The organism is Chryseobacterium sp. (assembly GCF_029240215.1).
GTDB lineage: Bacteria > Bacteroidota > Bacteroidia > Flavobacteriales > Weeksellaceae > Chryseobacterium.
Genome location: NZ_JARBTK010000004.1, coordinates 418,632 through 438,518 on the forward strand (window position 1 = coordinate 418,632; position 19,887 = coordinate 438,518).

At 33.5% G+C, this 19,887-nt stretch carries 21 protein-coding genes; 11 read left to right on the forward strand and 10 right to left on the reverse strand.

Going from position 1 to position 19,887, the window contains the following annotated elements; translation table 11 throughout:
• Position 1: 1 nt before the first annotated feature.
• Complete coding sequence (locus tag K0R77_RS11570; RefSeq protein ID WP_300352369.1) at positions 2-481, reverse strand: hypothetical protein; 480 nt, start codon at positions 479-481, stop codon at positions 2-4.
• 89 nt (positions 482-570) lie between these two features.
• Between K0R77_RS11570 and ruvC the strand changes: the two genes are divergently transcribed.
• Complete coding sequence (gene ruvC / locus K0R77_RS11575) at positions 571-1,125, forward strand: crossover junction endodeoxyribonuclease RuvC (protein WP_300352413.1); 555 nt, start codon at positions 571-573, stop codon at positions 1,123-1,125.
• Position 1,126: 1 nt separating this feature from the next.
• Here the strand turns inward: ruvC and K0R77_RS11580 are convergent, their stop codons facing one another.
• A complete protein-coding gene (locus K0R77_RS11580; protein ID WP_300352370.1) occupies positions 1,127-1,534 on the reverse strand; it encodes a hypothetical protein in 408 nt (135 codons plus the stop codon).
• A gap of 93 nt (positions 1,535-1,627) precedes the next feature.
• Positions 1,628-3,523, reverse strand: a complete 1,896-nt coding sequence (locus K0R77_RS11585) for a zinc-dependent metalloprotease (RefSeq protein ID WP_300352372.1) — start codon at positions 3,521-3,523, stop codon at positions 1,628-1,630.
• Between the two features lie 228 nt (positions 3,524-3,751).
• On the opposite strand from K0R77_RS11585, the gene K0R77_RS11590 reads away from it, so the two are divergent.
• The 4 genes from K0R77_RS11590 (at position 3,752) to K0R77_RS11605 (ending at position 6,151) form a co-directional block, all read left to right on the forward strand.
• Positions 3,752-4,822 (forward strand): DUF4407 domain-containing protein, encoded by a 1,071-nt coding sequence (locus K0R77_RS11590; protein WP_300352374.1) that lies wholly within the window; start codon positions 3,752-3,754, stop codon positions 4,820-4,822.
• Positions 4,823-4,936: 114 nt separating this feature from the next.
• Entirely contained in the window at positions 4,937-5,134 is a 198-nt protein-coding gene (locus K0R77_RS11595; RefSeq protein ID WP_300352375.1) for a KTSC domain-containing protein, read from the forward strand.
• 28 nt (positions 5,135-5,162) lie between these two features.
• Entirely contained in the window at positions 5,163-5,627 is a 465-nt protein-coding gene (locus K0R77_RS11600; RefSeq protein ID WP_300352377.1) for a redoxin domain-containing protein, read from the forward strand.
• Between the two features lie 5 nt (positions 5,628-5,632).
• Positions 5,633-6,151 (forward strand): thioredoxin domain-containing protein, encoded by a 519-nt coding sequence (locus K0R77_RS11605; protein ID WP_300352379.1) that lies wholly within the window; start codon positions 5,633-5,635, stop codon positions 6,149-6,151.
• 71 nt (positions 6,152-6,222) lie between these two features.
• Here K0R77_RS11605 and guaB read toward each other — a convergent pair whose 3' ends face one another.
• The 7 genes from guaB to K0R77_RS11640 form a co-directional block, all read right to left on the reverse strand.
• The gene (guaB, locus tag K0R77_RS11610; RefSeq protein WP_300352381.1) at positions 6,223-7,683 is read right to left on the reverse strand and encodes an IMP dehydrogenase; all 1,461 of its coding nucleotides are present in this window, start codon (positions 7,681-7,683) and stop codon (positions 6,223-6,225) included.
• 151 nt (positions 7,684-7,834) lie between these two features.
• Positions 7,835-8,335: a DUF4252 domain-containing protein gene (locus K0R77_RS11615; protein WP_300352383.1), complete on the reverse strand. Its 501-nt coding sequence runs from the start codon at positions 8,333-8,335 to the stop codon at positions 7,835-7,837.
• Positions 8,336-8,349: 14 nt separating this feature from the next.
• Complete coding sequence (locus K0R77_RS11620; protein ID WP_300352385.1) at positions 8,350-9,618, reverse strand: DUF4252 domain-containing protein; 1,269 nt, start codon at positions 9,616-9,618, stop codon at positions 8,350-8,352.
• A gap of 69 nt (positions 9,619-9,687) precedes the next feature.
• Positions 9,688-10,347, reverse strand: a complete 660-nt coding sequence (locus tag K0R77_RS11625; RefSeq protein ID WP_300352387.1) for a hypothetical protein — start codon at positions 10,345-10,347, stop codon at positions 9,688-9,690.
• Complete coding sequence (locus tag K0R77_RS11630) at positions 10,322-10,831, reverse strand: sigma-70 family RNA polymerase sigma factor (RefSeq protein WP_300352389.1); 510 nt, start codon at positions 10,829-10,831, stop codon at positions 10,322-10,324. Before K0R77_RS11630 ends, K0R77_RS11625 begins: the two co-directional genes overlap by 26 nt.
• Before the next feature lie 97 nt (positions 10,832-10,928).
• A complete protein-coding gene (locus K0R77_RS11635; RefSeq protein WP_300352390.1) occupies positions 10,929-12,089 on the reverse strand; it encodes a GlmU family protein in 1,161 nt (386 codons plus the stop codon).
• Positions 12,090-12,352: 263 nt separating this feature from the next.
• Positions 12,353-12,604 (reverse strand): type B 50S ribosomal protein L31, encoded by a 252-nt coding sequence (locus tag K0R77_RS11640; RefSeq protein WP_129535844.1) that lies wholly within the window; start codon positions 12,602-12,604, stop codon positions 12,353-12,355.
• A 186-nt stretch (positions 12,605-12,790) separates the two neighbouring features.
• Here K0R77_RS11640 and K0R77_RS11645 point away from each other — a divergent pair, with 186 nt between their 5' ends.
• The 6 genes from K0R77_RS11645 (at position 12,791) to K0R77_RS11670 (ending at position 19,091) form a co-directional block, all read left to right on the forward strand.
• Positions 12,791-14,206, forward strand: coding sequence for a hypothetical protein (locus tag K0R77_RS11645; protein ID WP_300352394.1), 1,416 nt, complete (start codon positions 12,791-12,793; stop codon positions 14,204-14,206).
• Between the two features lie 52 nt (positions 14,207-14,258).
• A complete protein-coding gene (locus K0R77_RS11650) occupies positions 14,259-14,585 on the forward strand; it encodes a nucleotide pyrophosphohydrolase (RefSeq protein ID WP_300352395.1) in 327 nt (108 codons plus the stop codon).
• A gap of 65 nt (positions 14,586-14,650) precedes the next feature.
• Complete coding sequence (locus K0R77_RS11655; protein WP_300352396.1) at positions 14,651-15,877, forward strand: 3-phosphoshikimate 1-carboxyvinyltransferase; 1,227 nt, start codon at positions 14,651-14,653, stop codon at positions 15,875-15,877.
• Positions 15,878-16,546, forward strand: a complete 669-nt coding sequence (locus K0R77_RS11660; RefSeq protein WP_300352398.1) for a hypothetical protein — start codon at positions 15,878-15,880, stop codon at positions 16,544-16,546.
• On the forward strand, positions 16,547-17,341 hold the full coding sequence (locus K0R77_RS11665; RefSeq protein ID WP_300352400.1) for an SDR family oxidoreductase: 795 nt from the start codon (positions 16,547-16,549) through the stop codon (positions 17,339-17,341).
• A 115-nt stretch (positions 17,342-17,456) separates the two neighbouring features.
• The gene (locus K0R77_RS11670) at positions 17,457-19,091 is read left to right on the forward strand and encodes a hypothetical protein (protein WP_300352402.1); all 1,635 of its coding nucleotides are present in this window, start codon (positions 17,457-17,459) and stop codon (positions 19,089-19,091) included.
• The last annotated feature ends 796 nt before the right edge of the window (positions 19,092-19,887 follow it).

A 19,887-nucleotide genomic window follows, 5' to 3' on the forward strand; every position in this document is an offset into this window, starting at 1 on the left:
ATTAAAAGTTTTGAGTGAAAAGTAATTGTTTCGTAGAATCGGTGATTTTTTCAATTTTCACAGACTTTATCTCTTCGGAATATGGAAATCGTATGCTAAATTCACTTTCGTTCAGTTTCAATTTGTGTCGTTCCATCTTATCACCAAAGCTTTCCAATTCAGGATTCAAAGGATCTTCAATATTTTGTCTTATGATTTCTTTTCCTCTTGAATCAGTCAAGGTGACCAATAAATCTCCGTGCTTTACTTCATCAGCATTAAAAAAAGGTATTGATTTCATTTTCCCCTGAACGGTTTTTCTTTCCACTAAAGAAATTTTTTCTAAACCGGAACTGTCTTTATAGATCTTAAAAAAGAAATAAGAAATCTGATTTTCCCTTTTAGTACCTGTTTTTTGTACAGTCTGAGACTGGCTTTTAACATAACCTGTTCCGCATAAAAACAAAACACTGACAGTCAATAAACTAATCAATTTTATCATGGTAGTTTTTTTACTAATTTATAAAAAGTATGGATATGTTGATTGAAATAATTAATAAAAATGAAGAATGTTATATCTTTGACCCAATGATTCCAACAGAGAAAATAATTTTAGGTATTGACCCGGGAACAGCCATTATGGGTTTTGGTCTGATTTCGGTAAAAAAAGGGAAGATGGAAATGATTTCTATTCACGAGCTTATTTTGAAAAAATATCCGAACCACGAAACAAAACTTAAATATATTTTCGACAAAACATTGGCTCTTATTGACGAGTTTCATCCGGACGAAGTAGCACTGGAAGCTCCTTTCTTTGGCAAAAACGTACAGTCGATGTTGAAATTAGGTCGTGCTCAAGGTGTTGCGATGGCGGCAAGTCTGCATAGAAATATTCCTATTACTGAATATTCTCCAAAAAAAATAAAAATGGCAATCACCGGAAATGGGAATGCAAGTAAAGAACAGGTTGCAGGAATGCTTCAAAGCCTTTTAAATTTAAAAGAATTTCCCACCAAATATCTTGATGCTTCCGACGGATTGGCAGTTGCCGTCTGTCATCATTTCAACTCGGGAACCATTGCCGATATAAAATCTTACACGGGTTGGGATAGCTTTTTGAAGCAAAACCCTGATCGGTTGAAGTAAATTATTTTCTTTGATAAACGTCTTCAATTTCTGTCACTTTGCCATTAATAATATCATTGTAAATAACTGAAAACTTATCCTGTGAGTAGATCTTATACTGTTCGTTTTTCTTAAGATCATATTCTGCATACGAAAAATTACTTTCGCTTATGCTTACTAAAACGGTATCAGATTGGCTTTTTATTTTACAATCTTTACCTGTCGCAAATATTTTAGTCATCAGTGTTTTTTGATTTTCATTTTTAAAAACCAGTTCATATTTTTTCATACATTCATGAAGAGGATAAATTTTTGTTTCATTTCCCTCTTTATAGTTTTTCTGTACAAACTTCCAGGAACCTAAGAAAAATTTTGCTTTATTTTCATCTGTTGTATTAATTGCAATCTTCTGCGATTGACAGCTAATCATAAGTAAGCTAAAAAATAATATGCTCAACAATTTTTTCATATTGCTAATTTAGATATAAAAAAGAAACCCTTTAAAAAAAGGGCTTCTTGTAAATTAATTATTAAGGAATTTCTTTGATCCTTTTTGATCGCCGTCAGCATAACTGACAATGTATGTTCCTTTAGCTAACTGTTGGTTGATCTGAATTTCATTTGTTTTAGAATTTCCTTTCTGTATCAGTTTTCCGCTCATATCATAGATTTGATAATCACGAAACTTAGCATTGCTGTTACCAAAAAGCTGAAGTTTGTTATCTGCTTTTACATAAACAATCTTAGTTTCTGATTGATTTTTAATCTCAGAAGTTGATAAGGATCCTAATACTTTAACCGCATAATCTTCGACCTGACCATACTGTAATTGAGAACAAGATGTAAACTCAGGAAGAACTACAGAATTTAATGTAGCTGCATCAACCCCAACTCTCATTCTTAAATATGTATTTTGTACTGCAGTTGCTGATGGAATTACATTCACAGTAAGCGTACTTGCCGCACCTGCTGTCATAACACCAGACAAAGTGTTGGTAACCAATTCCGCATCTTCAAAGGATCCATTATTGTTATAATCAATCCAGACTTTAATTCTAAATTTATCTGCCTGATTAAAACCATTCATAAAAGTAATCTTTAAAGGAGTTGCAGTTGTAGCAGGAATTTCTGTAGCATAAGCTGGTCTTATACAAGTTGCATTTGCATAATCTGCATAATAAACAGGATTTGCTTCATCAGAATCATAGCCGTTTGTAAGGCTGTTGATATTTCCGAAAACCACTCTGTACGGTCCGATCGCAAAATTATTATTAGCGGCATTCACAATACCTACAGGATTACATTGCGCATTTACTACCGAAACTGGTGATGGAATAACTGTCGCCGGATCTTTGGCTCCTAGTGAATTAAGAAGATTTTTTCTGTATTCCATCATCATCAAAACTGCTCTGTCACGTTGCCCATCGGTAAATTTTCGCTCAACATTCGTATAATTCATAATATTATACTGTGTTCCGTCATAATTCTGGCTTGTACAAGGATCGATGGCATTATTATTTGGAACATTCACGCCATACATACTTCTTGATGGAGAGGTATCACACACTCTGTCACCATCTGTTGCACAATTATTGTTTACAGGACAGCTGGTTTGGTTGGTGTAAGCAACCCCCTGAAAGGTATGATACAAACCAAAAGCATGACCCAGCTCGTGAGTAAGCGTTGTATCATTAGTATTCTTGATTGTTGCAACTTTCATGAAACTTTCGTAACTATAATCATAAGAATCCGGGAACATTGCATATCCCATTAATCCGTATGATAATTGCTGCTGCCCATCAAAACCGATTACTACATAAATATTAAAATAAGAATTTTCCGGCCAATGTGGAGCCAACTGATTTTTGATAGCATAATCACTCGCACCACTGTTACTTGACATTTTCACACCTCTCGTATCATACAAAGGAATTGTGCTTCCATTATATCTTATGATTCCCGTAGTTGGCATACAGCTCGGTGATCTTTTTGCCAGTACAAGTCTGAAAGGCATTACTGCTCCTCCTGTAGGACCATTCCCTTCCGGATAGAACCCATTACCAAAAGTTGTGGCATACATACTGTTTGCTCTGCCAATCCAATCAATAATTTCCTGATCAGTAACTGCAAGGTTAGTATTTGCCGCAGCTTGAGATTCTATAACGTGTACTACGACAGGAATTTCATAAACCTGCCCGGTGTAAAGCCCGTTCCATGATGTGGTAGCGCCAGATTTTGCAAGCAGAGATTGTTTATCATCGTAAAATTTTTGGTCAGCTTCTATTCTTTTCCTTTTTAAATCAGGATATCTTTCATCATTTTTTTTCATTACCACATCAAAGCCACAGTCTTTATGTAAATCCTGTGAAAATGAATTAATAAAAAACATAAGTACTAAAATGGTACTGATTCTTTTCATTTTTCTTATTATTTTTAAATATTTGGCTGCAAACCTATCATTTTTTTACCAATTATTAATTATATAAAGTGATAAAATTTAAAGATATCTTAATATTTAACATTAATTAATAGATATTAAATTAAAATTTAATCGTTTAAATAGCAATTTCTCTATACTTGGTAAAACATATTACTATTTGTAACAATGGTATGATTTTTAATACTAATTTTGTATAAATTTTCAATAATGAAAAACATTCAACAAACTATAAATCAGAACAGTCATCAAATTAATTGGTTTCAAAAATTTCTGATGATCTGCTCAGGAGGAAACATACATATCCTCAGAAAAACGCCCAGCGAATGGAATAAATTCTCCGGTATCGGCGGTATCGTATTATTTACTGCAATTTTTGCAACATTGTCTGCAGGTTATGCAATGTATACGATATTCGATGATATCTGGATTTCTGTTGGATTCGCAGTTTTGTGGGGTCTAATGATTTTTAATCTTGACCGGTATATTGTTTCATCTATTAAAAAAACCGGTACGTGGTGGAATCAGATCTTAATGTCAATTCCGAGATTGATTTTGGCGACATTTTTAGGAATTATTATTTCGAAACCTTTAGAGCTTAAAATTTTCGAAAAAGAAGTGAATAAGCAACTGAATACCATTATTCAGAGAAACAAAAAGCAACTTCAGGGCGAGATGAGCGGAAGAATTCTTCAGCAAAGCGGACCATTTGATACAGAGAAAAAACAAATTACAGAAAAAATCGCTCAATATCAGAAGTCATACGATTCTGCAGCAGTAGAACTTGAAAAAGAAATTTTAGGAAAACAGTCAGGTTTGACGAGCGGGAAAGAAGGCTTCGGACCCAATGCCAAACGAAAACAGGAACTGAAAGAACAACGCAGGGTTGATCTTGAAAATTACCAGAAACAGGCAGCTCCAAGATTAGACTATTTAGACAAAGAAATCTCAAAAGTCTATACTAATTTGGAAACCGAAAGAAAATCAACAGAAACTATTGAGGATAAATTTAATGGTTTTGCAGCGAGACTTCAGGCTTTGGATGAATTAGGAAAAAATTCAGCCATTATTGCAACAGCCGCCGCATTTATTATGGGTCTTTTTATCTGTCTTGAGATTTCTCCGGTTTTAGTTAAATTAATTTCCCAGGTCGGACCTTATGATTACCTTTTAGAAAAAACTGAAAATGATTTCAGATTGTATTCAAAAGAAAAAATTGAAAAAGGTAATTTCCTAACCGATTTCCGGATCGATGATTTTAAAGATAATCTCAAAAAATAATTTTAATACAAGCCTTTCAATAATTGAAAGGCTTTTTTGTTTCAATCAATGAAACTTCAACATTAAATTTATTCTAAATCTTGTGAAAGGAATATTATTTGCAGACAACAAATTATGCCTTCAAGTGTCGTCAATCATTATTTCTATTTTCCCGAAACTGAAATATTACGAATTATATATCAGTCAGGCTCGATTTATGATTACTTAAAAGTTCCGCAGGAGATTTTCGAGAAATTCAGAGCGGCAAAATCAAAAGGACAGTTTCTGAATGCAGTTATCAAACGAAAATTCAGATTCAGAAAAATATCCTGAATTAAATTTAAACCAATTACAAAATATTATGATACTAGAAAAAGGAACCTCAGCACCTGAATTTGAATTAAACGCAACTCCGGATCAGAAACTTAAACGTTCTGATTTTTTAGGCAAAAATTTAATCTTAGTTTTTTATCCTGCTGATTGGAGCCCTGTTTGTGGAGATCAGGTTGTGCTATATAACGAAATGCTCAGTATTTTCCATAAATACAATGCAGATATTGTAGGAATCTCGGTTGACAGCTCTTGGTGTCACGATGCTTTCAGCTCAGACAGAAAACTGCATTATCCTCTTTTAGCAGATTTCAACCCGAAAGGCGAAGTTTCCAAAGCTTACGGAGTTTATAATGAAGAAAACGGAACCTCCCAAAGAGGTTTATTTGTAATCGACAGTGAAGGAATCATTCAATGGAGTTACTTGTCTCCGGATGGAATAAATCCCGGTGCGGACGGCATTATCGAAGCATTAGAAACATTAACCAAAAAATAGAAAATATGTCTTTAACTATTCCAGTAAATGAAAATGATCATATCGTCGGAGATCCTAATACCGCAAAAATAGTTTTGGTAGAATATGGAGATTATGAGTGTGCTCATTGCGGAGATGCCTTTCCAATCGTTAAAAAATTTGTTGATGAAAATATAAAGGAAGTCGCTTTTGTTTTCAGAAATTTCCCCTTGAAAGATGCTCATCCAAACGCAATGGCTGCCGCTGTGACAGCCGAAGCTGCGTCAAAACAAGGGAAATTTTGGGAAATGCATGATCTAATTTTTCAAAATCACGGTAGTGTTGACAAAGAATCTTTAGAAGAACTGGTAAAAACTGTTGGACTTGACGATGATATATTGAATGAAGACATCAAAAGTGACGAATTACAAAAGAAAATCGAAGAAGATTTCGAAAGCGGTGTAAGAAGCGGAGTCAACGGAACACCTTCATTTTTCGTGAATGGCGAAAAATGGGAAGGGTATGACGGAACCGAGGCTTCTCTTTCTTCTTTACTTTCAAATTAAAAATTCCAGTTTCAGCAAAATATAAAAACTCACAGAATTCTGTGAGTTTTTATTTATCTTAAAATTTAGTTTTATAAAGAATAATTCGGAGCTTCCTGAGTGATAATAACATCATGTGGATGAGATTCTTTCAATCCGCTTCCTGTGATCATCACCATTTTGGTGTCTTTCTGTAAAGCTTCAATATCTTTTGCGCCACAATATCCCATTCCGGCTCTAAGACCTCCTGTCAACTGGAAAATCACATCTTCCAACTTCCCTTTGTGCGGAACTCTTCCTTCTATACCTTCCGGAACAAATTTCTTAGCTTCACTCTGGAAATATCTTTCTTTTCCGCCTCTTTTCATTGCAGAAAGACTTCCCATTCCCTGATAAGCTTTGAATTTTCTTCCCTGGTAAATAATTTCTTCACCCGGAGATTCATCAGTTCCAGCTAAAAGAGAACCAACCATTACGGCTCCTGCTCCACTTGCAATTGCTTTTACAATATCACCCGAAAGTTTAACACCTCCATCTGCAATTACCGTTACGTTTTTAGATTTAGCATATTCGTAAACGTTATAAATAGCTGATAATTGAGGAACTCCAACACCCGCAACAACTCTTGTTGTACAGATAGAACCTGGACCAACTCCTACTTTAAGAACGTTTGCACCGGCCTTGATCAAATCTTTTGCAGCTTCAGCTGTTACAATATTTCCTCCTACCAAATCTAGATCCGGATATGCCTTTCTGATTTCTGAAATTTTATCTAAAACTCCTTTAGAATGACCGTGTGCAGAATCAATGGCAATAATATCAACTCCGGCTTTTACCAAAGCAGCGATCCTGTCCATTGTATCTTCACCTACTCCAACTCCTGCTCCCACGATCAGACGGCCATTTTCGTCTTTGTTTGCGTTTGGATATTCTAACTGGTTATCAATATCTTTAATGGTAATCAAACCAACTAACTTATTCTCTTTGTCAACGATAGGAAGTTTTTCCACTCTGTTTTTAAGAAGAATCTCTTTAGCTTTCTCAAGATTCGTATTTTTATCAGAAGTGATCAGATTATTTTTCGTCATAATCTCTTCCACTTTCATATCTAGATTTTCCTGATATTTCACGTCTCTGTTGGTAATAATTCCTATTAAAACATTATCTGCATTTACAACAGGAAGACCAGAAATTTTATATTTAGCCATTGTTTCTTTAGCCTGAGCCAAAGTATGGTCTTTTGTAAGAGTTACAGGATCAGAGATCATTCCGTTCTCCGAGCGCTTTACACGGTTTACCTGTGCAGCCTGCTCAGCAATCGTCATGTTCTTGTGTATGAAACCTAAACCTCCAACTCTTGCCAGTGCAATAGCCAGTTCGCCTTCTGTAACAGTATCCATCGCAGCAGAAACTATAGGAACATTAAGCGTGATTTTATCGGTAAGTCTTGATTTTAAAGAAACCTGGTTAGGTAAAACTTCTGAATAAGAAGGTACGAGAAGAACGTCATCGAAAGTGATGGCTGTCTCTACAATTTTGTTATGAATAGACATCTTTACTTTCTTGCAAAATTAAGATTTTTTAGTGAGATACGAAAATGCTTTTTAATAGTTTAAATAAAACTTAACAATTAGTAAATTATATTAAAAAAGTTGCAATCTTAATGACTGCAACTTTTTTAATATAAAATAAGTTAATATGAAATTATTTATCTGAAACATGACTGATCATTTGAGAAATATCATCTGGAGTGAAACTTCCTTTGACATCCACAAAAACCAAATCTTTATCTGAATTTACGGTAATCAACATATTCTTGATAGATTCACCATTTTGTTTTACTCTGATATTGACGTTATTACCATCATGCTTTATGGTTGCCCACTCTTCGTAATTGTTATCGTTTAAATAACTGGCGTAATCTTTCAGCATTTTTTTGTTTCCGTTTTCTACGGTGAGCACTTTTATTTTAGAGACTTTTTTCACCAATGCAATGACGGCTTCATTGTCACCTTCTTCCCTCAAAGCTTTTTTGATATATGGTTTAGCTAAAAATAGAGGTACATTGATGCTTACGAATTTTGCTCCTTTATAATCATATTCTGACTTTGAGAAAAATGCCATATTCGGTTTTTCTGAAACGATGCACGATTGCATCAGAAACATTGTACAAATGGCAACGAAGATTGATTTTAAGATTTTCATGGCTTTAGAATTATTTAGTTGATTGATGAAAGACTTCCGCCAGATACTTTACTGACATCAGAATCAATTTTTGGGTTTCCTTTATATCTTACCGATCCACCAGAAGACGCTTTTACTCTCATTTTAACCTGTACATTTACCGAAGCACTGCTCCCTGATGTAGATTCTACCTCTGCTACATTTACACGAAGATTTTCTGCTTTACAAACCGCTCCGCTGCTCACATCAAACATCCCGAAATCTGCATTTCCTTCAACATTTGCACTTGCACCGCTTGAGCTTTTTAACATAATCTTTCCGGAAGTAATATTGGCTTTCACATTAGAACCCGAACTTGCGGTAAGATCTGTTGTGTTGTTGACCGTAAATTTTCCCACAACACTAGACCCTGATGAAGCATCAATTCTCAGATTGTTTTCTTTAATAGAATTCACAACCGTAAAAGTAGAGCCTGAAGATGTTTTTATACCATCCATTTTTGGAGAAGAAATATTAACGCTCAGGTTTTTAAATTTCATTTTTTTTGCACCTTTGTTATCGATATAGACTTTCAAAACACCGTTCTCAACTTTTGTAATGATATTCTGAAGCTTATCCGAATCTGCATAAACCTTTACGTTGGTTGCGTTTTCCTGTTTGAAAACCACATTTACTCCTGTGCTTACGTCGATTCCTGAAAAATCACCCACATTTCTGTTTTCTCCGTTAAGATAAGACGACGTACTTTCTGAATTAAAGTTGCTTCTTGTTGTAGAAGTTGTAGATGAAGTTGTATGGGTTTCACTTGAATTGATGATTTTATTGACATCATCCATCGAAAGTTTACCATCCAGCATTACCAGAATATTTTCGCCTCCACCACTGTCAATTCTCAACAGAATATCTTCAAGAATTCCGTCTTTAGCTTCAGAAGAAAGAAATTTGATTTTGCTTTCGCCATTATTCACCGACATGATTTCGTTGTAATTCATGTTTTTGAGGTAAGACGTGATTTCTTTATTTAACTGAGAAATATTGATAAGATTTTTTGCATTGTCCGAATCTTCGGTAATTAAAACTTTCAAGCCATTGATTTTGGCAAGCAAAGGTTTAATCTGATCCAGTTCAGAATCTGCAATATTGAGATTGCTGAGCATCCCAAACATTGGTTTTGCAATTTTGATTGAAGTGACACCTTCTACTTCCTGGTATTTATCAAAAAGCTGATCCAGTTTTTCCTTTTGCCCATACACATTGAAAAAATGTGAAAAAGCGAGTGCGAATATGATGAATATTTTTTTCATGACTTTAATTTAAATTTTAGTTGATTACCATCCGCCTGATCAGTTGCGTAATCTATATTGATTGTTCTATTAGTATTCTACATTATCCATTACTTTCGGCTGTGCCAATGCCTGATTGACATTGTTTGCAACAACCTGAAACGAATATTTTGTAACATTAATGGCTTCTTCCATATTATCGATTCTTTTACCGTTGACGATAACATAAGAATCTCTGTATCCTGTGGAATCTTTTATACTTTTAACAGCCGTATTGCTGACATATCTTGGCTTTGTTTCCTTTTTAATTCTGCTTTTTTTAGAAAGAATTTTATCTAAAACATCTACTTCAGCCAGAGAACTTTCCTGAAAAATGGAATCTTTTTTGGCTCCTGAAATTGAGTCACTGCTAAGGACTGCAACCTGAGTCTGATGTTCATGATTTTCTTTAATAAAATCAGATTTCTGCTTTTGAATTTCATTTGCAACCAATTGCGCCTGATTTTCTACTTCTGCATTTTGGTTATTATTAAAAATAAAACCGACAGAAAAAATCAAAACTACGCTTGCTGCCATCCAAAACCATTTTGGAAATGAAGGCTTGGCTTTGCTGATGGGAATAATTTCTGCCTCATTATGTGTATTACCTTCTGCTTTTTGAAGAAAATCTTCAAAATCCCAATTCATTTTTTCCTCTTTTAAGTCGTTTAAGACTTCTTTATATTTATCCTGATATTGTTCGTTGCTCATAGCTCATCAGTTGTGAGATTTGTTCTTTTACTTTTTGTCTTGCCCGCATAAGATTGACTCTTACTGCATTTTCTTCCATTTCCAGCATTTCAGAAATTTCAGACACATCATACTCTTCTACATCTTTCAAATGAATGACCATTTTCTGTTTCTCAGGAAGCTGATTGATAAAACCAATAATATGCTCCTTCAGATTATTCACATCCATACTGTAGAGTTCCGACCGGTGAAGCTGCAAATCTGCAAAGCCTAACTTCACATCGTGGTGTTTCAATCGGTTGAGGCATTCGTTTTTGACAGATTTTAATGCATAGGATTTTAAATTTCCAAACTGTTCCAACTCCTCTTTTTTCTGCCAAAACCTGATCATTAAATCCTGCACTACATCTTCAGCCTCATCGCTGCTCATGACAAACCTTTTCGCAAAACGATACATCTCATCTTTGAGAGTGAAAACCGTATTCTTGAAAGTCTCTTGGGTCATAAGTTTGTTTCTATAAGTAAGACATCTAAAAACTGAAATATATTACATCTAAAACAAAAAAACTTCAAAAAAGTTTGAAGTTTCATTATTATATGGTCTAATATTCATTAAAAATATGTTTCAAAATTGCCTTGTCATCGTCTGTTAGAGGCAGTTTTCTTCTTGCCATTACTTTCTCGGCAACTTCGTAGGCTTTGTCTAATTTAAATCTTTCATCATCTTTAAATCCGCCCCAAGAAAAGTTTTCTATTAAATTTGGCGGAAATCCTTCTCTGAAAATATTGGAAGCGACGCCAATCACCGTTCCCGTATTTAATTGGGTATTGATAGCAGTTTTAGAATGATCTCCCATAATTAAACCAGCAAACTGCAAACCAGTATCTTCAAAATGTTTGGTTCTGTAATTCCAAAGTTTTACGTTAGCATAATTATTTTTCAGATTTGAAGAATTCGTATCTGCACCAAGATTACACCATTCTCCGATTACAGAATTCCCTACAAAACCATCGTGACCTTTGTTAGAATATCCGAAAATAATGATGTTATTAACCTCGCCACCCACTTTAGAATGCGGACCAATCGTAGTTGCTCCGTAAATTTTTGCTCCTAAATTAAATTTGGATTCTTCACACAACGCAATCGGACCGCGAAGATTGCAACCTTCCATCACTTCTGCATTTTTGCCTATATAAATTTTTCCGGTTTTTGTATTGATTGTTGAAAATTCAATTTGTGCACCTTCTTCTATGAACAAATCTTTTTTGTCGCCCAAAAATCCGTTAGTGGAAGACAATTCCTGAGAAGTTTTTCCTTTCGTTAATAATTCAAAATCAAAATCAATTGCTTTATCATTATAAGTAAAAAGGTCGGTTGGCTTTTTAAAGAAAATCAATTCTTCTTTGATGTCAGTCATTTTCTCTATTTGATTCAGAGAAAAACCCTTCATATTGATTTTTGCAGCAATCAATTCATCTTCATAAACCAAAGCTTCACCCAATTTCAAATCTTTAATTTGCTGAATCACTGTTTCATTCGGTAAAAAATTCGTTACCAAAAACAAACTTTCAACATCTTCCGGATTTTTAAATTTACCCTGAAGATAATTTTCGGTAAAGTAAGAAACTTCTGATTTTTCTAAGATTTTCTGCCATCTTTCGGAGAACGTAAGAATTCCGCATCGCATTTCTGCAACAGGACGGGTGAAAGTAAGCGGAAGAAAATCTTCCCAATATTGTGCATCTGAAAATACTAATTGCATCGTTCAGTTTTAAATTTAAAGTTTATAATTTGAGATATTCAATGTTCAACAAAAATACAAATACTAAAAATAGTAAAAGGGAAAACTTCAGTTATTCTTATGATTTAAGCATTAAATAATTTACAGAATTTAGATTCCTCCGGAATGACAAACATTACTTTAAAAATTAAAAAAAGCGTTAATTTAAAGAATTCATCAATAAAAAGATAATAAAAAAAGTCTCCCAAAATTTGGGAGACTTTAAATATTTTTAAAACAAAAAATTACTTAGAGAATTTTTTGTATTTATTCATGAACTTATCTACTCTACCTGCAGTATCAACTAATTTAGTCTTTCCTGTGTAGAAAGGGTGAGAGCTAGAAGAGATTTCCATTTTGATCAATGGGTATTCTACACCTTCGTGCTCGATAGTGTCTTTTGTTTCAGCAGTAGATTTTCCTACAAATACCTCGTCGTTACTCATATCTTTGAAAACAACAAGTCTATAATTTTCTGGGTGAATTCCTTTTTTCATAATACAATTTTTTTAAAAAATTAAAGTTTTGCTTTCGAAATAGTAATGGTATTTCTCTGCTAAATTTTAGGTTGCAAAAATACAATATTTTTTATAATATACAAATACTTGAGCAATAATTTTTTAAGGATATGAAAATTGAAGTATTTTCGTTAAATTTGAAATCTATATTAAACTTTACTTTCGATGAAATTCAAATTACTTCTGTTTTGTTCTTTCTGGATGCTTGTTTTTGCAGTTTCTTGTAATAAAGATGAGATTTCTTTTGATGCGCCGTCTCAGGAACTTAGCTTTTCAAGAGATACCGTATTTTGTGATACGGTTTATCACCAGGTGAGATCTGAAACCTATGCTGTGAAAGTTTATAATAACGAAGACAAAGACATCATGATCCCGAAAATCAATCTTGAAAAAGGTGCTGCTTCTTTATATAAGATCAATGTTGACGGAAAAACAGGACATGAATTTACCAATGTGCCTTTGAGAAAGAAAGACAGTCTGTATATTTTCGTTGAAATTGCACCACAAGCGACAGGTCCGGAAGCAATTGCTGAGGACCGCGTGATTTTTACAAGTCCGGTTGGTCAGCAACACGTTACTTTATTTTCTGTGGTTCAGGATGCTGAGTTTTTTATTCAGACACCTTCGAATCCTAATATCTTAAGCAGTAATACAACCTGGACAAATAATAAAGCTAAAATAATATATGGTGATCTTACAATAGATCAAAACATTACCTTAGATATTCAGGCAGGAACAAAAGTTTATTTTCATAAAAACAGTGGAATGAAAGTTGCCGCAGGTGGTATTCTAAATATTAATGGAACTCAGAGTGAGCAGGTAATCATGCGGGGAGACAGAAATGATCCCTATTACGATACAATTCCAAAAAACTGGAACTCTATCAGAATGGCAGCCGGTTCTCTTTTAAATATGAATCACACCAGACTTTTCGGAGGAACAAATGGTTTGGATTTAAGAGAAAGCACCGCAACGATTAAAAATTCATTCATCCATACATTCCAGGAATACGGAATTTATGCAGTTGCATCGACGGTCAATGCAAGTAATTTAGTCATGAATAACTGTGGAGAATCTGCTATCGGAATTTTCAAAGGAGGAAATCATTCTTACACCCACGCAACGATTGCCAATTATTCCGGAACAATGGGCTCTCTTAACAGATTGGGAATTTTTGCCACCAATGAATTTAAAGAAGAAAACGGGCAAACTGTTTACGGAGCATTGCAAAATTTAAATATTCTCAACAGTATTGTTTATTCGGACAGAGATAATTCAATAGTTCTGGAAAAAGTTGGTATGAACCAGTTTCAGTACTTAATTCAAAACTCATCCATAAAATACAGTGGAGTTTCCGGTGCCGGATATATGTTTGAAAACAACCCTACAAATAGCGTTATTCAAAGCGTTAAGAATGAAGATCCTAAATTTGTTAATTATTTCGTAGCACAAATGAACTTACGTGTAAAAGCAGATTCCCCTGCTAGAAATAAGGGTTCGGTTTTAATCGCTGCAACAGTTCCGACAGATATTGTAGGTGTTACGAGAACTACTAATCCAACATTAGGAGCTTATCAGTAAGATAATTGAAATTAACTTGTTCCTTTAAACTTTTAGCCTGGTTTTTAAAAAAATGGAAATTACAAATCTGCAACAGCAAGTCGACGAATGGATTAAAACTATTGGTGTCCGTTATTTTAACGAGCTGACCAATATGGCAATGCTGACGGAAGAAGTAGGCGAAGTTGCAAGAATTATATCCAGAAGATATGGAGAACAAAGCGAAAAGGAAAGCGACAAAACCAAAGATCTGGGCGAAGAGTTGGCTGATGTTTTATTTGTCACCTTATGTTTAGCCAATCAAACCGGAACCAATCTGCAGGAAGCTTTCGATAAAAAAATGAAAGTAAAAACTGACCGCGATAAAGAACGCCATCAGAATAATGAGAAATTGAAATAGAAATTAGATGTTAGAATTTAGATATTAGTCTAAGATCTGATATTTAAGTCTAAAAAGAAGAAATAATGAAGAAGCTTGAAAAATCAAAATTAACAGGAAATAAAACCATTCAAATCAGCGGTTCGAAAAGTATTTCGAATCGTTTGTTGATTTTGGAAAGTTTATTTTCAAATATAAAAATCGGGAATTTATCCAATTCTCAGGATACACAATTGCTTAATAAAGCATTAAGCCAAAACTTAGAGACCGTTGATATTCATCACGCAGGAACGGCGATGCGTTTTTTGACCTCTTATTATTCGATTCAGGAAGGAAAAACCACTATCCTCACAGGTTCCGGAAGAATGAAAGAACGACCGATCAAAAATCTTGTTTCAGCTTTGCAAAATTTGGGAGCAGACATTGAATATTTAGAAAATGAAGGTTTCCCACCTCTGAAAATTACAGGAAAGAACATTATTCAGTCGAAAGTAGATATTCCGGCAAATATTTCGAGTCAGTTTATCACTTCTCTTCTATTGATTGCCGGGAAATTAGAAAACGGTTTAGTAATCAATCTGGTTGGGGAAATTACTTCAAGGTCTTATATTGAAATGACTTTGGATATTTTAACCCGATTCGGAATTAAAAATACTTTTGAAGGTAACACAATCAAAGTAGAATCATTTACCAATAATCATTCAACAATAATCAATTATGAAGTGGAAAGTGACTGGAGTTCTGCGTCTTATTTCTACTCTTTTGCTGCGATTGGAAGAGAAACAATTCATCTTAAAAGCTTTTACAAAGAATCTACACAAGGGGATTCTGCGATTGCTGATATCTATGAACGCTTTTTTGGAATTAAAACCATTTTTTCTGAAAACACCCATCAACTTACGCTTCAGCCATACCCGGATTTTTCTTTTCCGGAAAAAATTGTTTTGGACATGAATAATTGCCCGGACATCGCACAAACACTTTGTGTAACAGCAGCAGCATTAAAAATACCTTTTGAAATTTCAGGACTGGGAACTTTGAAAGTAAAAGAAACTGACCGACTTTTAGCTTTACATAACGAATTAAAAAAATTAGGAACAGAAACTGAAATTACAGATTCAACGATAAAATCATTAGCGTTTAAGGATGCGGAAAAAAATATTTCAATTAAAACGTATCAGGATCACAGAATGGCGATGAGTTTTGCGCCGTTTTGTTTAGTCAAAGAAATACATATTGAAGATGGAAATGTAGTAGAAAAATCTTACCCAATGTTTTGGGAAGATTTAGCAGAGATTTTAAATTCAAATTAAATGAAGAATTTATTTTCGTTAATTACAATTTTTCTCTTCACAATTTCTTACTCTCAGGAATTGAAAAACTTTGTCATTCCGAAAGGTTATAAAAAAATGCTCGAGATCAAAGGAGATCTCGATAAAGATGGAAAAGATGAAATCGTCATTGTTTCTAATACTGATAAAAAAATTGATCTCAATTTTAGTAAAGGTGATCAAAGAGAACTTTTCATTTTAAAAAAAATCAATGGGAAACTGAAAATATGGAAAAAAAATTCAACAGTCCTTTTTGCTTCCGAAACTGGTTTTGATCCAAAATACAATGTGCTTACTCTCTCAGTGAAAAATAATCGTTTAGTTATTGATCAGGAATTTATGACAAATTCTAGACATACGCAGAGATATAAACATACATTCCGTTTTCAAAATAATGATTTTCATCTGATTGGTTCTATAAACAGATTTGATGACACTTGTAAATTTTACATTTTAAATGAAATTAATTTTTCAACTGGAAAAACAATTATTGATGAACAATATTCTTCTTGTGGAGAAAATGAAACTGAGCCCAATGATTATCACAAAGAATTCATTCATAAACTCGGTTCTCTTGTAAAAATGAATAATTTTACACCAGGAGAAAATAAATTCAAAATTCCTAATTCAAATAAATATTTCTATTATTAAATGTCACAAACAATCATCATTACCGGAACTTCCTCAGGAATCGGTTTCGTTTTAGCAGAATATTTCGGGAAGAAAGGTCACCAAGTTTACGGTTTGAGCCGAAAATTTACCGAAAGTCAACATTTTAAATCAATCCCAACCGATATTACAGATAACGATGCCGTTCAGAATGCAATTGCTGAAGTTCTGAAAACGGAAACTAGAATCGATGTTCTTATCAACAATGCTGGAATGGGAATGGTAGGTGCTGTAGAAGATTCTACGAAAGAAGATATTCTTAAATTATTTAATCTGAATCTTGTCGGAGCTGTTCAAATGATGAGCGCTGTTTTACCTAAAATGAGAGAGAATAAATTTGGAAAAATCATAAATATTTCCAGCATTGGAAGTGAGATGGGATTACCTTTCCGTGGATTTTATTCTGCTTCAAAATCTGCTTTAGACAAAGTAACCGAAGCAATGAGATATGAAGTTTATCCTTGGAATATTGAGGTGTGTTCCCTTCATTTAGGAGATATTAAAACCAATATTGCAGAGAACAGAGTGAAAACAGAAGTTTCCGAACCTTATGCAACTGTTTTTAATAAAGTTTACGCTTTGATGAATTCTCATGTCGGTGACGGAACAGAACCTTCGGAAGTTGCAGAATATGTTGATACACTTTTAACTAAAAATAAGTGGAAAGCTCATTATTATTTCGGTAAATTCGGTCAGAAAATCGGAGTTCCTTTGAAATGGATTCTTCCGCAGGGAACTTATGAGAATTTAATGAAGAAATATAATAAACTGTCATAGATTCAGTTATTAAACAAGTTTTAAAATAAAAATTCCCAAATTAAAACAGCATTTTTGTCATTCCTTAGGAATCTAAACTTTTTATTTTAAAAACCGTTGCTTAGATTCCTACGGAATGACAAACAAAAATTATATTTTCTATTCGTTGAAGTTATTTCTAAACATATTTTTTGTGTTGTTCTGCGTTTTTGTACAAGCGCAGAAGAAGCATTATTTCCTGATCGATTCTGACACAAAAGTCAAAAAAAAGGTCAAAGATTCGCTTTCAGCCGCCAAATTTCTCGATTCTTTGGCGCAAAGCAATTATTTTTTCACAGAACTGAAAGAAGTAAAAATAAAAGGAGACAGCACAGAAATCTTTTACAACAAAGGAAAAAACTTCAACGAAACATTTGTCACACTTTCTGATTCTATTGTGAACAGACACAAAATCGAGAAAGAATTTTTTACTAAAAATTTAGATTCAACCAAAAAAGTCATCAACAAAAAATATATTGATGAAGGTTTTGCATTCAGCAGGATCAAATCAAAATACAAAGGTCAAAAAGATGGCTATCCAATTGTAGAACTTGACATCAATAAAAATGACAAACGAACGATTGATGGTTTTGTAGTAAAAGGCTACTCAAGAGTTCCCAAAAGGTTTATGAAAAATCTTGAGAAAGAATTTAAAGGAAAAACTTACGATGATAAAAATTTAATTGCCATTAATAAAAATTTCCAAAGTCATGCATTTGTAAGTCTTGAACGACCACCACAAACACTTTTTACGAAAGATTCTACCCAGATTTATCTCTTTATGGAAAAGAAGAAGACCAACAGTTTTGATGGTGTCATTGGTTTTGGGAACGATAAAACAGAAAAATTCACTTTAAACGGAACGCTGAATGTCAATTTCAGAAATATGTTCAACGGTTTTGAAACCGTCAATTTATATTGGCAACGAAATCCGGATAAAGGTCAAAATTTTGATCTTCAGACGGATATTCCTTATCTTTTTAAATCTAATGTTGGCTTGAATATGAAAGTAAATATATTCAGACAAGATTCAACTTTTGCCAACGTAAAGGCACTTCCAGCATTATATTACCACCTGAACAGCCGAAACAAAATCGGTCTGCGAGGAACTTTTGAAAGCTCAACAATCATCGACTCTCTTTACGTTCAGGGAAAAGATTATAACAAAAAAGGAATCGGAATCTGGTTTGAAATGGTGGAACCTACTGACATTGATTTATTTCTTTACAAGACAAAAATAAACGGTGGTTACGATTATCTTACGACCGTTTATACCAAAGATAATATCACAGCTCCACAAAATCAGTTCTATTTTTTTGGTGAACATAATTATCATATCAACGGAAATCACTTTCTCAACATCAAAGCAGAAGGCGCAATGATGGATTCTAAAATTGACTTTTCTGCTAACGAACTCTACCGTTTTGGTGGCTGGAATTCTCTTCGGGGTTTCAATGAAAGTTCTCTTGCTGCAGATTTTTACTATTACGGAAGCTTAGAATATCGCTATCTCATCGGAAATCAGGCATTTTTTGATGTTTTTGGGCAATATGGACAGCTTAACAACAAATCACTCAATGTGAAGCCAAAATTGTATAGCGTCGGGCTTGGTTTTAACTTCTTTATCCCAATTGGTTTGATGAGTTTCCAGTTGTCAAACGGTAATGAATTCGGAAATCCTTTTAAGTTCAATGATATTAAGATCCATTGGGGGATTCTGAGTAGATTTTAGTCATCTTTGATTCTGACAACCTTAATATTTTGTCGATTTTGTTAGAAATATATGAGTTTGTTACGGCTCAAAAAAATGATAAAAAAAATTTGTTAGAAGAAATTTTAAAGAAGATTATTTGAAGACAATATTCGCAAGTTAAGCCGTAAAGCCCTAAATTTACTATAATATTATTTTGTTTTGTATCAAATAAACTGGTCTCAATTTATCTCATCACGAGGTTACAGATTATAAATTCTCTGTTGAAAGACAGAAATATATTTATTAAAATATTAAAACTTCATCAGAAAATCTAAAAACATTTACTTTACAAGAACTTTCTTCCAATCTCATGCTGGGGTAGTCATTTAGAGTTGATAAAACATTTCTGAAAGTTTAATCTTTACTATAAATGAAAAATAACAGAAATTATTCTAATGAACATAATTACATCAGAATAGGATATAGTGTATGAACTTATCCGCCTAAACTTCTTCTGACACCAGTAACCGCTTTCAAATACATATCGCTTTAGAAACTTGTAATAAAGATTATTAAAAGATTTAGTAAAATCTATTCTGAAAGAGATTTAACCAAATCTAATTTTCTGACAAAATTGGATAACAGCATCTATCATACAATTTCATGTATTTTTCATTTTAAATATGGAATGATGAATTATTAATTACTACTTGATTTTAAAAAAAGGTTTAGATCAATTTATAGGTCTATCCTACATCTTCAATCTATTAAATTATATTGTCAATTAAGTTGATACCAAAAAAAAGTCTCATACAATACAGTATGAGACTTAAAA